This window comes from Streptomyces sp. SID5643, from assembly GCF_009872555.1.
GTDB lineage: Bacteria > Actinomycetota > Actinomycetes > Streptomycetales > Streptomycetaceae > Streptomyces > Streptomyces iakyrus.
This window is the reverse complement of the sequence record NZ_WWIC01000099.1, coordinates 33959-52301: the sequence shown is the minus strand read 5'-3', so window position 1 is coordinate 52301 and position 18343 is coordinate 33959. Positions and strand designations below refer to the sequence as shown.

14 protein-coding genes and 3 pseudogenes are annotated in these 18343 nt (G+C 70.4%); 5 read left to right on the top strand and 12 right to left on the bottom strand.

Annotated features, from left to right (window positions below):
- The first annotated feature begins 50 nt into the window (after window positions 1–50).
- Entirely contained in the window at window positions 51–2327 is a 2277-nt protein-coding gene (locus tag GTY56_RS12285; RefSeq protein ID WP_161365129.1) for a catalase, read from the top strand.
- 16 nt (window positions 2328–2343) lie between these two features.
- On the opposite strand, the pseudogene GTY56_RS40490 reads toward GTY56_RS12285, so the two are convergent.
- From GTY56_RS40490 to GTY56_RS12275, 3 genes and pseudogenes are all read right to left on the bottom strand, one after another.
- Window positions 2344–2478: pseudogene (locus GTY56_RS40490) on the bottom strand (hydrolase); the annotation flags it as partial.
- A 2-nt stretch (window positions 2479–2480) separates the two neighbouring features.
- A pseudogene (locus GTY56_RS12280) lies at window positions 2481–2714 on the bottom strand (transposase); the annotation flags it as partial.
- A gap of 98 nt (window positions 2715–2812) precedes the next feature.
- A complete protein-coding gene (locus GTY56_RS12275) occupies window positions 2813–3970 on the bottom strand; it encodes an FAD-dependent monooxygenase (protein WP_161365127.1) in 1158 nt (385 codons plus the stop codon).
- A gap of 72 nt (window positions 3971–4042) precedes the next feature.
- On the opposite strand from GTY56_RS12275, the gene GTY56_RS12270 reads away from it, so the two are divergent.
- The 3 genes from GTY56_RS12270 (at window position 4043) to GTY56_RS12260 (ending at window position 6737) form a co-directional block, all read left to right on the top strand.
- Entirely contained in the window at window positions 4043–4600 is a 558-nt protein-coding gene (locus GTY56_RS12270; protein ID WP_161365125.1) for a TetR/AcrR family transcriptional regulator, read from the top strand.
- A gap of 151 nt (window positions 4601–4751) precedes the next feature.
- Entirely contained in the window at window positions 4752–5192 is a 441-nt protein-coding gene (locus GTY56_RS12265; RefSeq protein ID WP_161365123.1) for a VOC family protein, read from the top strand.
- Window positions 5193–5318: 126 nt separating this feature from the next.
- Window positions 5319–6737: a serine/threonine-protein kinase gene (locus GTY56_RS12260; RefSeq protein WP_346345468.1), complete on the top strand. Its 1419-nt coding sequence runs from the start codon at window positions 5319–5321 to the stop codon at window positions 6735–6737.
- Between the two features lie 49 nt (window positions 6738–6786).
- Here the strand turns inward: GTY56_RS12260 and GTY56_RS12255 are convergent, their stop codons facing one another.
- Together GTY56_RS12255 and GTY56_RS12250 are read right to left on the bottom strand one after the other, a co-directional pair.
- A complete protein-coding gene (locus GTY56_RS12255) occupies window positions 6787–7458 on the bottom strand; it encodes a LamG domain-containing protein (RefSeq protein WP_161365176.1) in 672 nt (223 codons plus the stop codon).
- A gap of 144 nt (window positions 7459–7602) precedes the next feature.
- Window positions 7603–7992 (bottom strand): DCC1-like thiol-disulfide oxidoreductase family protein, encoded by a 390-nt coding sequence (locus tag GTY56_RS12250; protein ID WP_161365121.1) that lies wholly within the window; start codon window positions 7990–7992, stop codon window positions 7603–7605.
- A gap of 194 nt (window positions 7993–8186) precedes the next feature.
- On the opposite strand from GTY56_RS12250, the gene GTY56_RS12245 reads away from it, so the two are divergent.
- Entirely contained in the window at window positions 8187–9791 is a 1605-nt protein-coding gene (locus GTY56_RS12245) for an RICIN domain-containing protein (protein WP_161365118.1), read from the top strand.
- 13 nt (window positions 9792–9804) lie between these two features.
- On the opposite strand, the gene GTY56_RS12240 is transcribed toward GTY56_RS12245, so the two are convergent.
- The 7 genes and pseudogenes from GTY56_RS12240 to GTY56_RS12210 all read right to left on the bottom strand — a co-directional run bounded on the left by GTY56_RS12240 (window position 9805) and on the right by GTY56_RS12210 (window position 18131).
- Window positions 9805–11265, bottom strand: a complete 1461-nt coding sequence (locus GTY56_RS12240) for a SulP family inorganic anion transporter (protein WP_202510056.1) — start codon at window positions 11263–11265, stop codon at window positions 9805–9807.
- A gap of 473 nt (window positions 11266–11738) precedes the next feature.
- Window positions 11739–12110 carry a peptidase inhibitor family I36 protein gene (locus tag GTY56_RS12235; protein WP_161365116.1) on the bottom strand — a complete coding sequence of 124 codons (372 nt, stop codon included), beginning with the start codon at window positions 12108–12110 and terminating at the stop codon, window positions 11739–11741.
- A complete protein-coding gene (locus GTY56_RS12230) occupies window positions 12107–12598 on the bottom strand; it encodes a hypothetical protein (RefSeq protein WP_161365115.1) in 492 nt (163 codons plus the stop codon). The genes GTY56_RS12235 and GTY56_RS12230 overlap by 4 nt, the downstream gene beginning before the upstream one ends.
- A 451-nt stretch (window positions 12599–13049) precedes the next feature.
- Window positions 13050–13961, bottom strand: coding sequence for a hypothetical protein (locus GTY56_RS12225; RefSeq protein ID WP_161365113.1), 912 nt, complete (start codon window positions 13959–13961; stop codon window positions 13050–13052).
- Between the two features lie 149 nt (window positions 13962–14110).
- Window positions 14111–15028 (bottom strand): annotated as a pseudogene (locus tag GTY56_RS12220) (DUF4246 family protein); the annotation flags it as partial.
- Between the two features lie 133 nt (window positions 15029–15161).
- Entirely contained in the window at window positions 15162–17474 is a 2313-nt protein-coding gene (locus GTY56_RS12215) for an FdhF/YdeP family oxidoreductase (RefSeq protein ID WP_161365111.1), read from the bottom strand.
- A gap of 36 nt (window positions 17475–17510) precedes the next feature.
- Window positions 17511–18131, bottom strand: a complete 621-nt coding sequence (locus GTY56_RS12210) for an SRPBCC family protein (RefSeq protein WP_161365172.1) — start codon at window positions 18129–18131, stop codon at window positions 17511–17513.
- Between the last annotated feature and the right edge of the window lie 212 nt (window positions 18132–18343).

Sequence of the window (18343 nt, the reverse complement as noted above, 5' to 3'; positions counted from 1 at the left end):
TCCACGGGGCCGCACCGGCCACGGCCGGCTGAAGCAGAGGAACGATAGCGATGAGCCAGCCCAATCCCATCAAGCGGGCGGCGGACAAGGTCACCGAAGCCATCCAGGGCACCGGCGCAGGGCCGGAGGAAGGAATTCCCGGCAGGCCGGCCCCGGAATCCCCCGGTGTCGCGGAACCGGTGGAGCCGCGTGAGCCACTGCCGCCGAAGCCCGACCAGAGCGGACCCGACACGATGTCGCCCACCGGGCAGGCGACCGGCGCGGCCCAGGCACGCATGGCCCAGTCGGGCGCCCACCTGACGAACGCCCAGGGCACACGGCTCCACGACACCGATCACTCGCTCAAGGCGGGTCCGCGCGGCCCGGTGCTGCTACAGGACCACCACCTGCGCGAGAAGGTCATGCACTTCGATCACGAGCGCATCCCGGAGCGCGTCGTGCATGCCCGCGGCGCGGCGGCGCACGGCGTCTTCAAGAGCTACGGCACCGCCTCCGCCGTCTCGAAGGCGGCGTTCCTGGCGGCGGGCGCGGAGACGCCGGTGTTTGTGCGCTTCTCGACGGTGCTGGGATCCAGGGGCTCCGCCGACACGGTGCGGGACACGCGTGGATTCGCAACCAAGTTCTACACGGACGAGGGCGTCTTCGACCTCGTCGGCAACAACATGCCGGTCTTCTTCGTCCAGGACGCCATCAAGTTCCCGGACATCATCCACGCAGGCAAGCCGCACCCGGACCGGGAGATCCCGCAGGCCCAGAGCGCGCACGACACCTTCTGGGACTTCGTCACCCTGCACACCGAGGCCACCCACCACACCTTGTGGAACATGTCCGACCGTGGCATCCCGCGCTCGTACCGGATGATGGAGGGCTTCGGCGTACACACCTTCCGTCTGGTGGCCGCCGACGGCTCCACGACGCTGGTGAAGTTCCACTGGAAGCCCAAACTCGGGGTGCACTCCCTGGTGTGGGAGGAGGCGCAGATCGCAGGGGGCGTCGACCCCGACTTCCACCGCCGCGACCTCGCCGACGCCATCGAGGCGGGCGCCTACCCGGAGTGGGAGCTGGGCATCCAGACCTTCCCGGACACCCCCGACCAGACCTTCGAGGGCATCGACCTGCTCGACGCGACCAACCTCGTGCCCGAGGAGCTCGCCCCCGTACAGCCGATCGGACTGCTGACGCTCAACCGCAACCCGTCCAACTACTTCGCCGAGACCGAGCAGGTCGCCTTCCACGTCGGCCACCTGGTGCCCGGCATCGACATCACCGACGACCCGCTGCTCGCCGGGCGCCTGTTCTCCTATCTGGACACCCAGATCACGCGGCTGGCAGGCCCGAACTTCTCGCAGATCCCCATCAACCGGCCGCACTCGCCGGTCAACGACATGCTGCGGGACGGCTTCCACCAGAACGCCGTGCACCGAGGCGTCGCACCGTACCGGCCCAACTCGCTCGACGGTGGCTGCCCCTTCCTGGCGGGGGCGGACACCGGGGCGTACGTCGAGACGCCGGTACGGGTGCCGGAGGCGACGAAGGTCCGGGAGGCTCCCGAGTCGTTCTCCGACCACTTCAGCCAGCCGCGCCGGTTCTGGCTGAGCATGAGCGCGGTGGAGCGGGAGCACATCATCGGCGCATACACCTTCGAGCTGGGCAAGTGCTATGAGCAGGCCGTCAAGGAGCGGGCGCTGCAGGTGCTGGCCAACATCGACGGTGAGCTGTGCGCTCGCGTGGCCGAGGGCCTCGGCCTGCCGGCACCCGAGCCGACCGTGCCGCCGGCCGCTGTCGAACCGAGTCCCGCGCTCTCCCAGGTCGGGCAGTCCTGGCCCACCGACGGGCGCCTCATCGGTATCGTCTCCGGCCCGGACGGCGACCTGGACGGCGTACGTGACGTGCGCGAGGCGGTGCTGGGCGCGGGCATGGTGCCGCTGGTCATCGCCCCCACGGGCGGCAAACTGGGATCGGGGGACGACGCGGTGACCGTGCAGCGGACCTTCGCGACCGCACGGTCCATCGAGTTCGACGCGCTGCTCCTGGCCGGGGCACCCGCGGCGGGCGGCGACGCCTACGGCTCCCGCGACGCCAAGGCCTCGCCCACCGGTCTGCCGGGGGCGGTCGATCCGCGCGTGAGCCTGCTGCTGTCGGAGGCGTTCCGCCACGGCAAGGCGATCGGCGCCTGGGCGGGCGGCGACACGGCACTGGAGACGCTCGGAATCACCGCCGACGCACCCGGCGTGGTGGTCGGCCGGGACGGCTCCTCCGTCCTGGAGCAGCTGAAGGAGCTGATGACCGCCCACCGCGTGTGGGAACGGTTCGCCACGACCGCCTGACGTGTGCCGAGCGGTGTTCGGCGGGGTCGAACCGCGTGAGCCGGTGGTCCTCCAGGCTCTCGGGCCCGGTGTTCGCGAGGGCGGGGTAGGCCTTGAGGGACGGGTGGGCGTGAGGGAGGTACGGGGCGAGGCCGCTGGTGTGGTTGATCAGTGGGCCTCGGTCCAGTCCCGCAGTCGACGCCAAGCCGTCACACCGGAGCAGCCCACGGATTCTGCCGGAACGTCGCGCCAGACGACACCGGTTCGCAGCACGTACATCACGCCAGCGAGTGCCACTCGGTCGGGAACGCGCAGGCGCCCGGGGTGGCGACGGCGCCGTTCGGGAGTGGACGGCAGCAGCGGGACCACGCGCTCCCACAGATCGTCGGGATCAAGATCAGCACGCACCAGGACACCACCCTGCCGACCGGGACCGCCAATGACAGGACCCGCAGCTCGACTTGGCGCCCGGAGGGTGTCTGTTGAGGTGGCGGGCACGAACCGGATCAGTCCAGCGACGGCGGGACCCAGGCGTGATGACGCAGGATCATACGTGTGGCGATCCGCGATGGTGTCAGTCGCATCGCCGTGTTCCGCAGGGTGATGGCCAGTGGGTGGGAAAGCCGGTGGCCCATTCTCCCGGCCTGTCGGGCAGCGCGGGCGACGGCTTGGCTGCGGGGCCGGCGCTCGGCGTCGTAGCGGGCGAGTGCGGCCTCGACGGTGGCCTTGGTGCCGAGGGCGGCGGCGAGGGTGACCGCGTCCTCCAGTGCCTGGCAGGCACCCTGTCCGAGGTTGGGGGTCATCGCATGGGCCGCGTCGCCGAGCAGCGCGATCCGACCGACCGCGTATGAGGGGAGCGGGGTGCGGAGTTCGTTCACGTCGTGATGCAACACGGCCTCGGGCCGGGTCGCGTCGAGCAGGGCGGGGATCGGGTCGTGCCAGGTGTGGAACCGTCGGTGCAGTTCGGCCAGCGGGTCGGCGAACCGCGTGCCGGCGGGGTGGCTGAGGACGGCGTGCCACTCGGCCCGCCCGTCGAGGAAGGCGATGTGCCCGAACTCCGTGCCTGGGCCCCAGGTCAGCTCGAAGTCGGCGCGCAGATCGACCGCGTGCTCGGTGATGGCGCGCAGCACCGTCGAGCCGCTGTAGACCGGGCCGGGATGGTCTGGGAAGAGACGGCTGCGGATCTTGCTGCCGATGCCGTCGGCCGCAACAACCAGATCGGCGTTCAGGACCGCGGCGTCGCAGTCGACTTGAACTGGCCCAGGGCCGGTCTGCTCGACCCCGGCCGCCTCCGAGCCGCTTACCAGTGATTCGGCGGGCAGGGAGGCGCGGAGCAGTCGGTGCAAGGCGGAGCGGGGGATGCCCATGATCGGCGTGCCCACCGCCTTCTCCAGCGCCGAGCCGTCCATCCGGGCCAGCCAGCCGCCCCGGGGCGTTCGGGTGCCGCCGCTGTACTGGCCCTGCGATGCATCCCGAACCGCCGCGCCGACCCCGAGTTCGTCCAGTGCCCGCAGGCCGTTGGCGGCCAGTGAAATACCTGCACCCGCGTCCCCGAGCATGGACGCACGTTCAAGGACCGTCACGTCCCATCCGATACGGAACAGACCGATCGCGGCGGCCAGCCCGCCGATGCCCCCTCCGACCACCACTGCCGTGTTCCCCATGCCGGAGCCCCCTTCTTCTACATCTGTAGAAGCGCACCTTATCCCCAGTCACTACGGGTGTAGAAAGGGGCCATGGCTTCAGATCGGCGCACACTTCTGGCAGACGCGGCTCTCGACGTGCTCGTCGACGAAGGGATACGCGGCCTGACCCACCGCGCCGTCGACCGGAAATCCGCCATGCCGCCCGGCACCACCTCGGCCTACTTCCGCACCCGTGCCGCGTTGCTGACCGGACTCGTGACCCGCCTGGTCCAACTCGACCAGGCGGAACTTCAAACGATGGCCGAAGAGCTTCCACCCCTGCGCACCGTCGAGGAGCTGGTGGACGGCATGGCGCTGCTCACCCGACAGCGACTTACCGGCGAGGGCCGCCGTCGCTCGCTCGCCCGCCATGCCTGCGCCGTCGAGAGCGTGCGCGACTCGGAGCTGCGGGAGATCCTCGTCCCCCGCGAGAACGCCGGCCGCGAGGCCGTCCGGCTGTTCCTCACCACGCACGGCGTCACAGACGTCGAGAACCGCACTCACACTCTGCTGACCTGTATCGACGGACTGGTCTTCGACCGACTGGTGAACGGCGGCGAAGTCCAGCGTGAGGCCCTCGACGGCCTGGTCGCCGCTGCGCTGCGTTAGGACCCAGGCGTCCACGGTCCTGCTCGAACCGGCCGACAGAATCAGCTGACTCCGCCGCCCACGAACCTCATCCTGAAGCGATCAGTTAGTCCCAGTGACATCAGCGCCCGGCCGCTCAACCGGCCGAGCCGAGGAAGAAGGAGAAGCCAGCATGGCGATTCAGCGGATGGACAACGTCGGCATCGTCGTCGAGGACATGGACGCCGCCATCGCGTTCTTCGTGGAACTCGGTATGGAACTGCAGGGCACGGCGGAGGTCGAGGGCCCCTTCGCCGACCAGTGCACCGGACTCGACGGCGTCCGCTGTGACATCGCGATGCTCCGCACCCCGGACGGTCACAGCCGGCTCGAACTGGCGAAATACCACAGCCCTGCGGTGATCAGCGCCGGGCCGCGCAACCGGCCGCACAACGTCCTGGGCACGCACCGCGTCATGTTCGCCGTCGACGACCTCGAGGACACCGTGGCCCGCCTGCGCCCTCACGGCGCCGAACTCGTCGGCCGGATCGCCCGGTTCGAGGACAGCTATCTGCTCTGCTACCTCCGCGGCCCGGGAGGCATCATCGTCGGACTCGCCGAACAACTGCGCTGAGGAGAACGCGTCACCGGCCGGTGCAGGCGGCTGCGGAATGGGTACCTGCGTCCGGCGGCCCGTCGACAGCGGGCTCTGAAGGGTGTGCGCGTGGGAAGCGGGGAGATCCAGGTGGGACTGCGCGAGGTGCGGGACGCCCGGGCGTTTCGAGGTTGTGCCCGGATTCTGGCGGGCCGCTACCGCCTGGACGGGCTGATCGGTTCAGGCGGTGCGGCTGACGTCCACCGCGGTTTCGATCTGAGACTGCGGCGGCCGGTCGCGGTGAAGGTCTTCCGCCCCGGCAGCGGCTTCGACACGGAGGAGGCTTTCCGGAGCGAGGCCGAGATCATCGCCCGGTTGCAGCATCCGGGCCTGGTGACCGCCTTCGACGCCGGACACCATGATGGCGAAGCCTTCCTGGTCATGCAGCTGATCGACGGACGTACCCTGAAATCCCGCATCTGTGAGGGCACTCTGACGTGCGAGGCCGCAGCCGCACTCGGCGCGGCACTGGCGGAGGCTCTGGCTCACGCCCACGAGGAGGGGATCGTCCACCGGGATGTCAAACCGTCCAACATCATTCTGGATTCCTCCGGACACCCCCATCTGACGGACTTCGGCATCTCCCGGCTGCTCGATGCGACCACCCGCACCGCCACCGGCGCCCTGACCGGCACGGCGGCCTATCTCGCTCCCGAACAGGTGCTGGGCCGGCCCGTCGGCCGCCCCGCCGACATCTATGCTCTCGGCTTGGTCCTCCTCGAAAGCCTCACCGGTCGACTCGAGTACGACGGTGGACCTTTGGAGGCCGCGATCGCGCGCCTGCACCGGCAACCGGCCCTCCCGGAGTTCCTCCCCGACGGATTCGCCACCCTCCTGCGGGACATGACCAGCCTGGAAGAAGACGTTCGTCCCAAGGCGGCCGACTGCGCCCAAGCCCTGACCCGTCTCGCCGAGACAGGCTCGGCAGACTCCCCCGCAACCGTTGCCCGCCCCGTGCTGAGCGCCGTACCTTCCACGGTCGCGCATCACGCCGACAGCACACACCGCAGTCCGTCGCCCGCCGTGTCGGCGCCCACGAGCCTGAGCACCTCAAGAGGCCTTGCCGGAGGGATGTCCCGGCCCGCGACCCCACACGGCCGCATCCGGGCGCGGGGCGTGGCGGCTGCACTGGCCGCCCTTCTCGCCGGCGGCCTGGTGGTCACCGAAGGCTTCTCACAGCACGACGCCACAGGCGAAGCGGCCCCGTCCGCCCCCGATCCGGTCGCCCCCTCCACACCGCCGGAATCGGCCGCTCACCACGATGACACGCCCTCCGCATCGACGCCCCCGCCTTCGCCCAGCCCCTCCGTCTCAGGCCGGCCGATGAGCGATTCCGTACGCGTGCGCAGCGCTCGTCCGCCCTCGGACAGCACGGATCCCGCCCCCGGCCGGGCCGCCGCTCACAGCACTTCTGAGCAGGCCGCGGCCCCAGCGGAGACGAACGGCAGAGCGCATCCCCACGGCCAGGCCCCGGGAGAAGGCCGTCAGAACCAGAAGGGCAAGAAGGCGGCACCCGCCAGGTAGGAAGCCGTAGGACGCCCCTCCGGGACGGCCCGGTTCGGCCAGGACTCGGTCACGGGGGTGGCGTGTCTCGTCGTACGAGGAGGTGACTCACCTCGTACGACATCTCGTTCGTTCCCGTTTGTGGTGCGGGGTGATATCGCCCGGCGCACACGGAGAGGTTGACGATGAGGTAGGCGTGCCAGCTGTGGCCCACACCTCGTCCGTCGGCGAAGACCGGTAGGCCGTTGAGCCACCAGTCCACTGAGCGGGTGCCGAAGACGGTACGCAGGTCCACCCAGGCGCCAGGGTGGACTGCCTGGTCGTGGTGGTAGCGATGGGTGCCCCGCACATGATTGGTGAATTCGAGGAGCTCGGGGTTGTCCGGGTGATATTCGAAAACGTCGATTTCCTGGTCGCCGTCGCGCCAGGTCCAGATGGCGGGCCAGGCGCCGATCTCCTTCGGCAGACGTACCCGGGCTTCCAGAACATCCCCCGCACGGACCGTGAAGCCTTCCTCACTTCCCTCGGTAGTGAGCAGCCCGGTGTTCCACCGCCCGTCCTGCCGTCGTCTGGCGTGGAAGACACCGGAGCGGCTGTATGCGGCGTCGGCCGTCAGGTGGTCGAGTTTGTCATCGCGCGGATTGACCGGGCCTCCACCGGGATAGGCCCAGGAACGGCCTGCGACCCATTGGGCGGTGGACGTGAAATCGGCGGTGAAAACGACCGGTAAGGGTGCTGTCATGGCGAATGGCTTACCGGTTGGTGGCCGGATATGCGCCTGAACCACTCACTCGGTCCACGGCCATGTGGTTCATGGTGCCGCGGCGGTTTCCCACCTGCGTCCCGCCCGCACCGAGAACCGATGTGACATCGAGGACTTCGCAACCTACGTCCGGTACCCCGTCGGTCCGGGCACCGCGCACGCGGCCGTTCCTCCGGGAAGCCGACCGCGATGGTCGGCGACGAGACGGTAGACGCCGTGAGCAGCCCAGCGCACGGGCGGCAGGGTGAGGAGGGCGCCGGCGACGGACCACACGCCGCCCGCGCTCAGCAGGATCTTCGCGACGGCCTGTGCTCCGCCGTACACGCGCCCGTCGGGCGTCACCCACAGGGCCTCGTGGCGGGCACGCTCCGCAGTGACGCCGAGCGATGCGAGATCCGCGTGCTGCCATGCCACGACCTCGCACCGGGGCCGCACCAGACGCTGGACGACGCCCACCGACGTGGTGCAGAAGCCGCAGTCCCCGTCGAAGATCAGCACTGGTCGCATGCGCACCCCTCCATCGTGCCGCACCCGCATGCGCACCCGCAGGGGAGGGGCCTCCGGTGATCGGGACACCTGTCATCGCCGACTCGTGGTTACCCGCAGAAACCCTTTCCCCACGGCCCCTCTTCCTCCACTATGAGCCGTCATACCCGCCGGTAAGTCAGGTTCCCGAGCGGGCCGCAAGGCTGCAAGGAGGCGGCGGGATGGCTCGGGCCGATGACAAGGACCGTGGCGGTGTGGAGCCCGGTCACGGGATGCACGCCGACGCGCCCGACACGCGGCTCGCCGAGCTGCTGCGCGCCGATACGGTCTCGGCGTTCCCAGCGTTGCAGGAACTGCGCGCCCGCCATCATCCGCACGTCCTCGCCTACGCCCGGCTGTGCAGCCCCAACGAGTCCATGGCGAGGCAACTGGCCGCCCAGGCGTTCACGCTGGCCGCCCGGCAGGCCGCCCGCGGCATCGACCCCGGACTGCCCTGGCGCCACCGGCTCCTTCTGCTGGTCGCCCGGTCGGCCGGGACCTGGGCCGAGGACGGGCGGGCGGCCGGTCTGGACGCGGGGCTGCTGCTCGTCCTGAACACGACCGGCCCGTCCGGTGTGCTCCCCGCCATGCTCACGGCGTTCCAATCCCTGCCTTCCCGCACTCAGGGCCTGCTCTGGTACGGGATCGTGGAGCAGGAGCCCGCCGAGCGGACGGCCGCCCTCCTCGGTCTGACCCGGGAGGACGTCACCTACGGAACGGACCCGGCGCTGCAACAGCTGGCCCGTGCATGCCTGCGCACCCGCCTCGCCGCCTCCGAGGACCCGGACTGCCCCGACTTCGGCCGCCTCATCGAGGAGTCCGTACGACCTGACAACCCCCGTGACAGCGCCGATCTGCATGCCCACACGGCGCGCTGCCCGCACTGCACGACGGCGCACGCGGAGCTGTCTGCCCTGCGGGACGCACCGCGCACGGCGCTGGCGGAGGGACTGCTGCCGTGGGGCGGCACGGCGTACGCGGCGGCCGAGCGGGAGGCCCGGGGCGCCGCCGTCGGGCGGACCCCTCCCGGCCGTGCCGGAACCGGCCGGGTTCCGGGTGATCGGGGAGGGGCTCCGGATCGCCGGCGCACCGTGCTGGTGTCGGCGGCGCTCGGGGTGGCCTTGCTGCCGCTGGTGCTGTTGCTGACCGCGCAGGGCGGATCCCCGTCGCAGGACCCGGCGGGCGCGGCGGGCGCACCGGTGAGCGTGCCGCCGACGGAGGTCGCGGTGACGGTGACGGCAACCGTGTCGGCGAAGCCGAACTCGCCCTCACCGTCGCCGGCTTCGCCCTCGCCGTCGCGGAGCTCGAAGGCCCCGGCAAGAACCCCGTCACCGACGAGGACGACGAGCCCGAAGCCCTCGCCCTCCTCCGCGCACCCACCCGCAGGCTCGTTCGCCCAGGTCGTGAACGTCGGGTCGGGGCTGTGCCTGGACGTGGACGGCGCCTTCTCCGACGGGACCGATGTGATCACGGCTCCCTGCTCCCCGTCGCGCACACAGCGCTGGCGCGTCGACGACGACCGCGGGGTGCTGCAGTCGGCCGCGGATTCCGGCTTCTGCCTGGACAGCCGGGGAGCGACGCACCGGGGTGTCGGAATCTGGAGCTGCGACTCGGTGGAGGGCCGCAACGGCCGGAACCTGATGTTCGTGGTGGACGAGGAAGGCCTGATCCGCCCCGCCATCGCCGTCGGGACGGCCGTGACCCCGGATGGGGGCGCCGGGGACGGACTGTCGCTGGAGCCGGCGTACGGGGGCACCGGGCAGCGGTGGCGGGCAGGGGCCGCCTGATCCGACGGAGGTGTCAGTGGCCGACGGCAAGCCCACCGGTGAGCCTGCCGTGAAGGTCGGCGCTGGGGTCGTTCAGGCCGGTGATCTCGACGGTCTTGCCGCGCTGGGCGTACTTCGCCGCGATCCCGTCGAGGGCGGCTACAGAGGAGGCGTCCCAGATGTGGGCCGCGCTCAAGTCGATGACGACCTTCTTCGGATCGGTGGCGTAGTCGAACCGGCCGACGAGGTCGTCGGAGGAGGCGAAGAACAGCTCGCCGGTGACCCGGTAGACGACCGAGCTGCCGTCGGGGTCCTTGACGGCGGTGACCTCGGCCAGGTGGGCGACGCGCCTGGCGAAGACGACCATGGCGGTGACGGAGCCGACGACGACGCCGATGGCGAGGTTGTGGGTGGCGACCACACAGACGACGGTGATCACCATGACGGTGATCTCCCCGGCGGGCATCCGCTTGAGCGTCCTGGGCGCTATGGAGTGCCAGTCGAAGGTCGCGAACGACACCATGACCATGATGGCGACGAGCGCGGCCATGGGGATGTCGGAGACGACCGGGCCGAAGACCACGCACAGCACCATCAGGAACGCGCCCGCGAGGAAGGTCGACAGCCGGGTGCGCGCACCGGAGACCTTCACGTTGATCATCGTCTGGCCGATCATGGCGCATCCGCCCATGCCGCCGAAGAAGCCGGTGACGACGTTGGCGATGCCCTGGCCGATGGACTCGCGGGTCTTGTCGGAGTGAGTGTCGGTGATCTCGTCGACGAGCTTCGCGGTCATCAGCGACTCCATCAACCCGACCAGGGCCATGGCGAACGCGTACGGCGCGATGGTCGTCAGCGTGTCCAGGGTGAAGGGCACGTCGGGCAGGCCCGGCACCGGCAGGGACGACGGCAGCTCGCCCTTGCCGCCCACCGTCGGGACAGCGATGCCCGCTGCCACCGTGATGACGGTGAGGACGACGATCGAGACGAGCGGCGCGGGGATCAGGGTGGTCAGCCTCGGGAAGAACACCAGGAGTGCGAGGCCGCCGGCCATCAGCGGGTAGACCGGCCAGGGGACACCCCGCAGCTCGGGGATCTGGGCCATGAAGATCAAGACGGCCAGGGAGTTGACGAAGCCGACCATCACCGAACGCGGAATGAACCGCATCAGCTTCGCCACGCCGAGAGCACCGAGGATGATCTGGAAGACGCCGGCCAGGATGACGGCGGCGACGAGATGGCCGAAGCCGTGCTCCCGGTTCAGCGGGGCGATCACCAGGGCCACGGCGCCGGTGGCAGCGGAGATCATCGCCCGTCGGCCGCCCACGATCGCGATGGTCACGGCCATGGTGAAGGACGCGAACAGGCCGATGGCCGGGTCCACACCGGCGATGATCGAGAACGAGATCGCCTCGGGGATCAAGGCGAGCGCCACGACCAGACCCCCGAGGACCTCGGTGCGCCAGACCTTCGGGTCGGAGATCCAATCGGGCATCGGACCGCGCAGGCGCGCGGCCGGGGACACGGCATCGGCGGAAGCAGACAAGAGGGACAGACCTGTCGGGTCGGGCACACCCTCCGGCAGGCCGGGGTGTGCGGGGAGAGGTGAGCGCCGGGTCGGCACCCCGCGGGTCGGCTGCGCCGGATGCGCAGCCGCAAGTCGGGGAGGAGCCGGGCCTGTCCGGAAGTGCGGCCGGGCTCACATCCGGGATCGAAGCGTCACGGCGGGCAGGCGGCGGCGTCGGGCGTCATGGGCTCGCGCACGCTTCTCTCCTGAAGGAGCCGGATCTTCGCCGGAGCGCCATAGGCCCCGACATGACAACGGCGGAGCAGCGGCATCCCGCCTCACACCACCGTCGACTCTACCCTGACGCCGGAGCACAGGTCGGCGGCAGCCCTGCGGCCGACCCGGCGGGGGAGCCCCGGGCCGGCCGGTTCATCAGGTGCCGGTGGTGCCGCGGTGGGTGTTCAGCAGCTCATGGCCCACCTGTGGGAGTCACCCCGGTCGTTGGCGACGCCGTTCCAGTTGACCTCCTGGCCGGGAGCGAGGCAGATGGTCATGTCCCCGCGCTGCCCGGCGCTCTCGAACACCTGGACAAAGCTGGGGATGCCGGGACCCACGATTCCGTGGTTGGCCCAGGAGGAGTCGGTGTCGGCGATGTAGCCCTCCCACCAGCCGTCGTCGCCCGACCAGTTGGCGCGCTGCCCCTGGAAATCGACGTTCTCCCATGCGCAGAAGTGGCCGCTGGGGCAGTCCGCGGCCGATGCCGTGGCGGCGGTGGTGAGGGGGCTGCCGGCGGCGAGGAGCAGCGTGGCGGCCAGGAGGGCGGGCTTCTTCATCGGTTGGTGCCTTTCTCATGTGCGGACCGGAGGATGGTTCGGGCGGTGCGGACGGCGTGCGCCCGCAGTTCCCGGTAGGCGGTCCGCTCGCCTGCCGGAGCCCTGCTCTTGAGGTTGTTGACGGTGGTCGAGGCGCGGAACCAGCGCTCCTGGTCGCCGTAGAGGCGCTGCTGGGCCCGGGCCAGGCAGCCATCGGTGTGCTGGCGGACCTCGGGGCCGCCGGGCAGGGTGAGGGAGAGCTCGGCCCGGCCGGTCCCGAACAGCGCGTCACTGACCCGGCTCTGCTCCTCGGCGTCGGGCGGGCGCTGTCCCGGACGCGGTGGGGTCAGGCCCTGGCGGGACAGACAGCGGTCGGTCAGCAGGAGCTGGGCGGCCCTGACGGTGTCGTCGTCGCCGAGCGAGGGGGCTTGCGGGGCCGTGCAGGCGGTCACGACGCACAGTGAGACGAGGAACGCGACGGCCGTCGCGCGGCGCGGGTGCGTAGGCATGGAAGAGCTCAGGCCGTCCGGCGGTCCGGCGGCGTGCAAGACAGCGCAGGGAAGATCGATCGCATGATCAACTCAACGGGAGCAGACGGGCCGCAGGACACGGCGGAGGCCGGTCCTTCACTCCAGGGGGCGGCGCTCGGGGGGCAGTACCCCGCGCGGGTAGCTCCGCCCGGGCGCCCGCTGACGTCGAGGGCACGCAATGTTCCCAGCGCGGCGAAGTCGCGCCGCCTGACCGCCTCCACCGCCGCAGTCGGTGCTCTCGCCGCCGCGGCCCCTCTCACTGTCATGGCCGACAGCGCGGCAGCCATCGTCAACCGGACGGACTCCACCGAGAGTTGTCGGAAGGCCGTAAACCGCCCCACCAGGTGTCGCGCAACGCGGCCCGGTCCGGGCCCCGCTCCTCGCGAGAGGAACGCGGCCCGGACCGGGCGGTGTGGGTGGTGGCCGTGCGTCAGCCCCGGGTGAGGCGGACCGCCACCGTCTCGCCGACCGTCACCGGCCGGCTGTAGTCCGGATCCGTCGCCGTCGCCCGGCCCTCGACCTCGACATCCCCCTTCTGGAAGGGGACCGAGCCGGTCGGTACGGCCTTACCGGTCCAGGCGACCGGGGCGCCGGGGGTGCAGGACACCGACGTGGAGAAGGAACCGCGGATGAGATCACGCTTCTTCACCTGCGTGACGTCGCCCGCCACGGTCACCTGCACCGGCTTGTTGCAGCTCACCGTGCCGTTGATGGTGGCCTTGCCGTTGAGGGAACTCGCGGTGCCGGCCAGGGCGATGTCGAGGCCGAGGCCGAGTTCCGCCGGCGGGGCCGGGTTCTCGATGTGGACCTCGCCGCGCGCGGCCGCGGTGCCTCCCTCGCAGTGCTGTACGAAGGTGGCGTCGAGCTTCTTCACGTAGCCCTGGGGACCGAACTCCACCGCCGAGATGGTGAAGGTGCCGGTGAGCTGGTTGCAGCCCCGGCCGTTGCCGCTGAGCGACAGGCCCGGTTCGGTCCCTTCGTTGAACGGGTAGCGGGTGGCTCCCGTGTAGGTCCCGGGCGTCAGGGTCTTGCCGGACGGCGCTCCGAGGTTCAGGGTCCACCAGTCGCCGTTCGCTCCGTCGACGGAGACGGTGACCACCCTGTTGCCGGTGTCGCCGGAGACGTTCATGCGGTCCTGGGACGCCGTCGCGTAGGCGTGGGACTGGCCGCCGCTGATGTAGTCGCCCTCGTCGCCGCCGAAGCTGAGGGAGCCGTCGGTGACCGGCAGGGCGTGCGCCTCGGCACCGGAGAGCAGGCCGGTGGTGCCGGTGGCCATGGCCAGTGCCAGCGCGAGGGTGGCGGTGGCACGCGCAAGCACGCGTCTGGGCAGGCTGAGATTCATGGATGTTCCCCCCTGGTGAGATGGCATGAGTCCCCGTTCGCCGTGAGTCTGCCAACCAGAATGATCTGCGACAACTGTGTTACCGGCGGGGGCAGTTGATGTTTCGGCCAACATCCGGTGACCGGCCTGGCGAATGGGGCGGAGAGTGTTCAGTGCTCGCAGAGGGAGAATTCTCGTTCGTAGAGCTGCTCGTTGTGTTCGTCGACGAAGAACGTGCGTTCCTTCATGAGCTGTTCGCGGTGGCTCCTGGCCTCGTCGAGCGTCATCGTCGATGTGCCGGCCCACGGTGCTCGTCATCCGGGTCATCGAGTGCCGCCCGGAAACCCAGCCGGCTCCCGGTGATGTTCTCGCTGTCCCAGTAGTAGATGCCGGTGGAGACGATCCGCTCGTTCAGCATTCCCTCGACATGCCAGGATCCGCCGCGGTACTCGGGCTTGTCCGGGGTGAGGCGGAGGGTGGCGAGCTTGACGGTGACCTGGACACGGCGGCCGCGCAGGCCGACCCGGGCGGATGCGTCGGGCCGCTCGGGCGGGGTGAAGGCCGGGGCGTCCGGGAGGACGGGGCGGCGGTTCTCCCACCAGTCGTCCTGGGCCACTTCCCAGGCGCGGAGGGCTTCGGTATAGGCCCCGTCGTCACCGTAGGAGGCCTTGTCCGAGTACTCCGGCTCCGAGTCGTACCAGCCGTAGGGATCGGCCTCGATCCGCAGGGGCCGCGGATGGCGCAGATCGGTGAGCACGTTCTCCAGCAGCGGGAGCATGCGCACGAACACGTCCGGCAGGGCGCCGGCCAGTTCACGGTGCTTCTCGGGGTGGACGTTGTTGACGTACGAGGCGAAGGTGACATCGCCGTTGTCGCTGACGTCGACGTCCGTGGGCAGCCACTGGTACGTCTCCGAGAACTCGTACGTCGAGTAGCGGTTCGTCGGGTTCTGCCATGCCCGCTCAGGGCGCGCCGCTCACCCCTCTCACCAGACAGAACAGAGAGGGGTGAACCAGATCCAGTACCTGGCCGTCGGAGCCGGGATGCCAGTCCAGTTCCGCGTCGGGCACCTGTTCCAGGACCTGAACGTCAGGGGACTGACACCGCTGCCGAGGACAAGGCGCCAGGGCGCCGGGCGGGCACGGCGGAACGGCACCCTTGACCGGGAACGCCCGGCGGGGCCCGCCGCCGGCGCGGGCCCCGCCGGGATCGTGCATCCGGTCAGGCGGTCGCGGGCCGGGGCCGGTCGAGGACGGGTTCGAGGCGCACGACGATGCCCTTCGAGGTGGGCTGGTTGCTGATGTCTGCCACGCTGTCGAGCGGCACCAGGACGTTCGTCTCCGGGTAGTAGGCGGCGGCCGAGCCCTTGGCGGCCGGGTAGGGCACGACCTCGAAGTCCTCGGCCCGGCGCTCCGAGCCGTCGGCCCAGACGCTGACCAGATCGACGTGATCGCCCTGAGCGAGGCCGAGTTCGGTCAGGTCGGCCGGGTTGACGAGCACGACGTGGCGGCTTCCGTGGATGCCGCGGTAGCGGTCGTTGTCGGTGTAGGGGATGGTGTTCCACTGGTCGTGCGAGCGCAGCGTCTGCAGCAGCAGGTGGCCCTCGGGCGCCCGGGGGACCACGCGCTCGTTGCTGGTGAACAGGGCCTTGCCGACCTTGTTGTTGAAGACGCCCTCGTTGACCGGGTTGGGCAGTTGGAAGCCCCCGGGGCGGGTCACCCGTGCGTTGAAGTCGTGGAAGCCCGGCACGATGCGGGAGATGCGGTCGCGGATCGTTCCGTAGTCGCCCTCGAACGTGTCCCAGGGAATGTCCGCCTTGCCGCCCACGGTACGGCGGGCGAGCCGGCACAGGATGGCGACTTCGCTGAGCAGCAGCGGGGAGGCCGGTTCGAGGCGGCCTTGGGAGGTATGCACCTCGCTCATGGAGTTCTCGACGGTGACGAACTGCTCGCCGTCGGCCTGCATGTCACGCTCGGTGCGTCCCAGAGTCGGCAGGATCAGCGCGGTGTCGCCGCAGACGGTGTGCGAGCGGTTGAGCTTGGTGGAGATGTGGGCGGTCAGCCGGCAGGAGCGCATCGCCTCCTCGGTGGCCTCGCTGTCGGGTGCGGCGCGGACGAAGTTGCCGGCCAGGGCGAGGAAGACCTTGACGCGGCCCTCGCGCATCGCCTTGATGGAGTCCACCGAGTCCAGGCCGTGGGGGCGCGGCGGATCGAAGCCGAACTCCTTCTGCAGGGCGTCGAGGAACGTGTCCGGCATCTGCTCCCAGATGCCCATCGTGCGGTCGCCCTGGACGTTGCTGTGGCCGCGTACCGGGCAGGCACCGGTACCGGCGCGGCCCAGGTTGCCGCGCAGCATCAGAAAGTTGACGATCTCCCGGACGGTGGGAACGCCGTGCTTGTGCTGGGTGATGCCCATCGCCCAGCAGACGATGACCCGTTCGCTGCCGACCACCTCGTCGCGGACCTTCTCGATCTCCTCACGGGTCAGCCCGGTCGCCGTGCGTACGTCGTCCCAGTCGACGGTGCGCACGTGCCGGGCGAACTCCTCGAAGCCGGTGGTGTGGGCGTCGATGAAGTCGTGGTCCAGGACGGAGCCGGGCGCCGCGTCCTCGGCCTCCAGCAGGAGGAGGTTGAGGGCCTGGAACAGAGCGAGGTCGCCGCCGGGCTTGATGTGCAGGAAGCGGTCGGCGATCTGGGTGCCGCGTCCGAGGACCCCGCTGGGCTTCTGCGGGTTCTTGAAGCGCCGCAGCCCCGCTTCCGGCAGCGGATTGACCGCCACGATCCGGCAGCCGTTGCGCTTGGCCTCCTCCAGGGCGGTGAGCTGACGCGGGTGGTTGCTGCCCGGGTTCTGTCCGACGAGGAAGATCAGGTCGGCGTGATGGAGGTCGGTGAGGCTGACGGTGCCCTTGCCGGTCCCCAGGGTCTCGCTCAGTGCGAAGCCGCTGGACTCGTGGCACATGTTGCTGCAGTCCGGCAGGTTGTTGGTGCCGAAGGCCCGGGCGAAGAGCTGCAGGACGAAGGCGGCCTCGTTGCTGGCACGGCCGGAGGTGTAGAAGACGGCCTCGTCGGGAGAGTCCAGCGCTTTCAGTTCCTGCGCGAGGACGCCCAGGGCGTCGTTCCAGCTGATGGGCTCGTAGTGCTCGGAGCCGGGCCGCTTGATCATCGGCTCGGTGAGCCGGCCCTGCTGGTTGAGCCACATGTCGGAGCGGGCGGCCAGATCGGCAACGCTGTGTTCACTGAAGAAGTCGGCGGTGATCCGGCGCGTGGTCGCCTCGTCGTTGATGTGCTTGGCGCCGTTCTCGCAGTACTCGTTGCGATGGCGCCGGCCCGGGGCCGGGTCCGCCCACGCGCAGCCGGGGCAGTCGATCCCGCCCACCTGGTTCATGGCCAGCAGATCCACCCCGGTCCTGCGCGGGGAGGTCTGCTCCAGGGAGTACTCCAAGGCGTGCACGACCGCGGGGACGCCGGCCGCCCACTTCTTCGGCGGTGTCACGGAGAGCATGGTCTCCGGCTCCTCACCGGGCGGGTTCTGCATCGGTTCGCCTTTCTCTCGCCGGGTCCCGCACACCGGTCAGCCGACGGGCCACTGGGCCACGCGGCTCCTGGGCGGTTCCGGATGGTCGTGCTGCACGCGGCCGTTGCGGATGGTGCCCCGCCAGGCCCCGCCCTCCTGCCCCAGACCTTCGATGAACCCCTTGAAGTTCATGAGCTCCCGGCGCACCGGCCGGGCCGTCAGCCGGGCGGCCCTGGACGAGCGGGTGAGGATCCTCGCGGCTCCCCGCGGTTCCAGGAGCATCCGGACGGTGATCGCGGTGCCGCCGGACTCCGTCGGCCTGAACTCGACCTCTCCCTGATGGGAGGGGTGCTGTTCCAGGCCGCGCCAGGCCAGGTAGGCGTCGGGGTCCTGCTCCACGATCTCGACCTCGAAGCGGTGACGCAGGGGTCCGTAGCCGATGGTCCAGGCGGTCACGGTGGGCCTGATCTGCTCGACTCCCTGCACCACGGTCGAGAACCGCGGGAAGGCCTTGAACTGCGTCCACTGGTTGTACGCCGTTCGCACCGGCACCGTGACCTCGACCGTCTCCTCGACGTGCCGCTGCCGCAGCGGACGTCGCCGCCCGACGCCGGCACCGTCCGTGCGCGTTCCCGGCGTGTTCGGCACGGCCTGCGGAGCGTCGTCCTTGTGCGCCATCATGGTCTCTCTTCCGGGGCGAGGCAGCCCGGCGGCATCCGGGCACCCGGCCTGCCCTCGCAGGGCAGGTCTCCTCTCCCGGTTCCCCTATCGGGCAAGTCGAGTCACACCGGTGCCCGCGGATCCCGTGGGGTCGCCGGCCTGGGGGAAGGCGGGCCGGTCGCGAGGCCGTCCTGAGGCGGCTGAGGCGGGGTGGCTCAACCGCGTGCCCG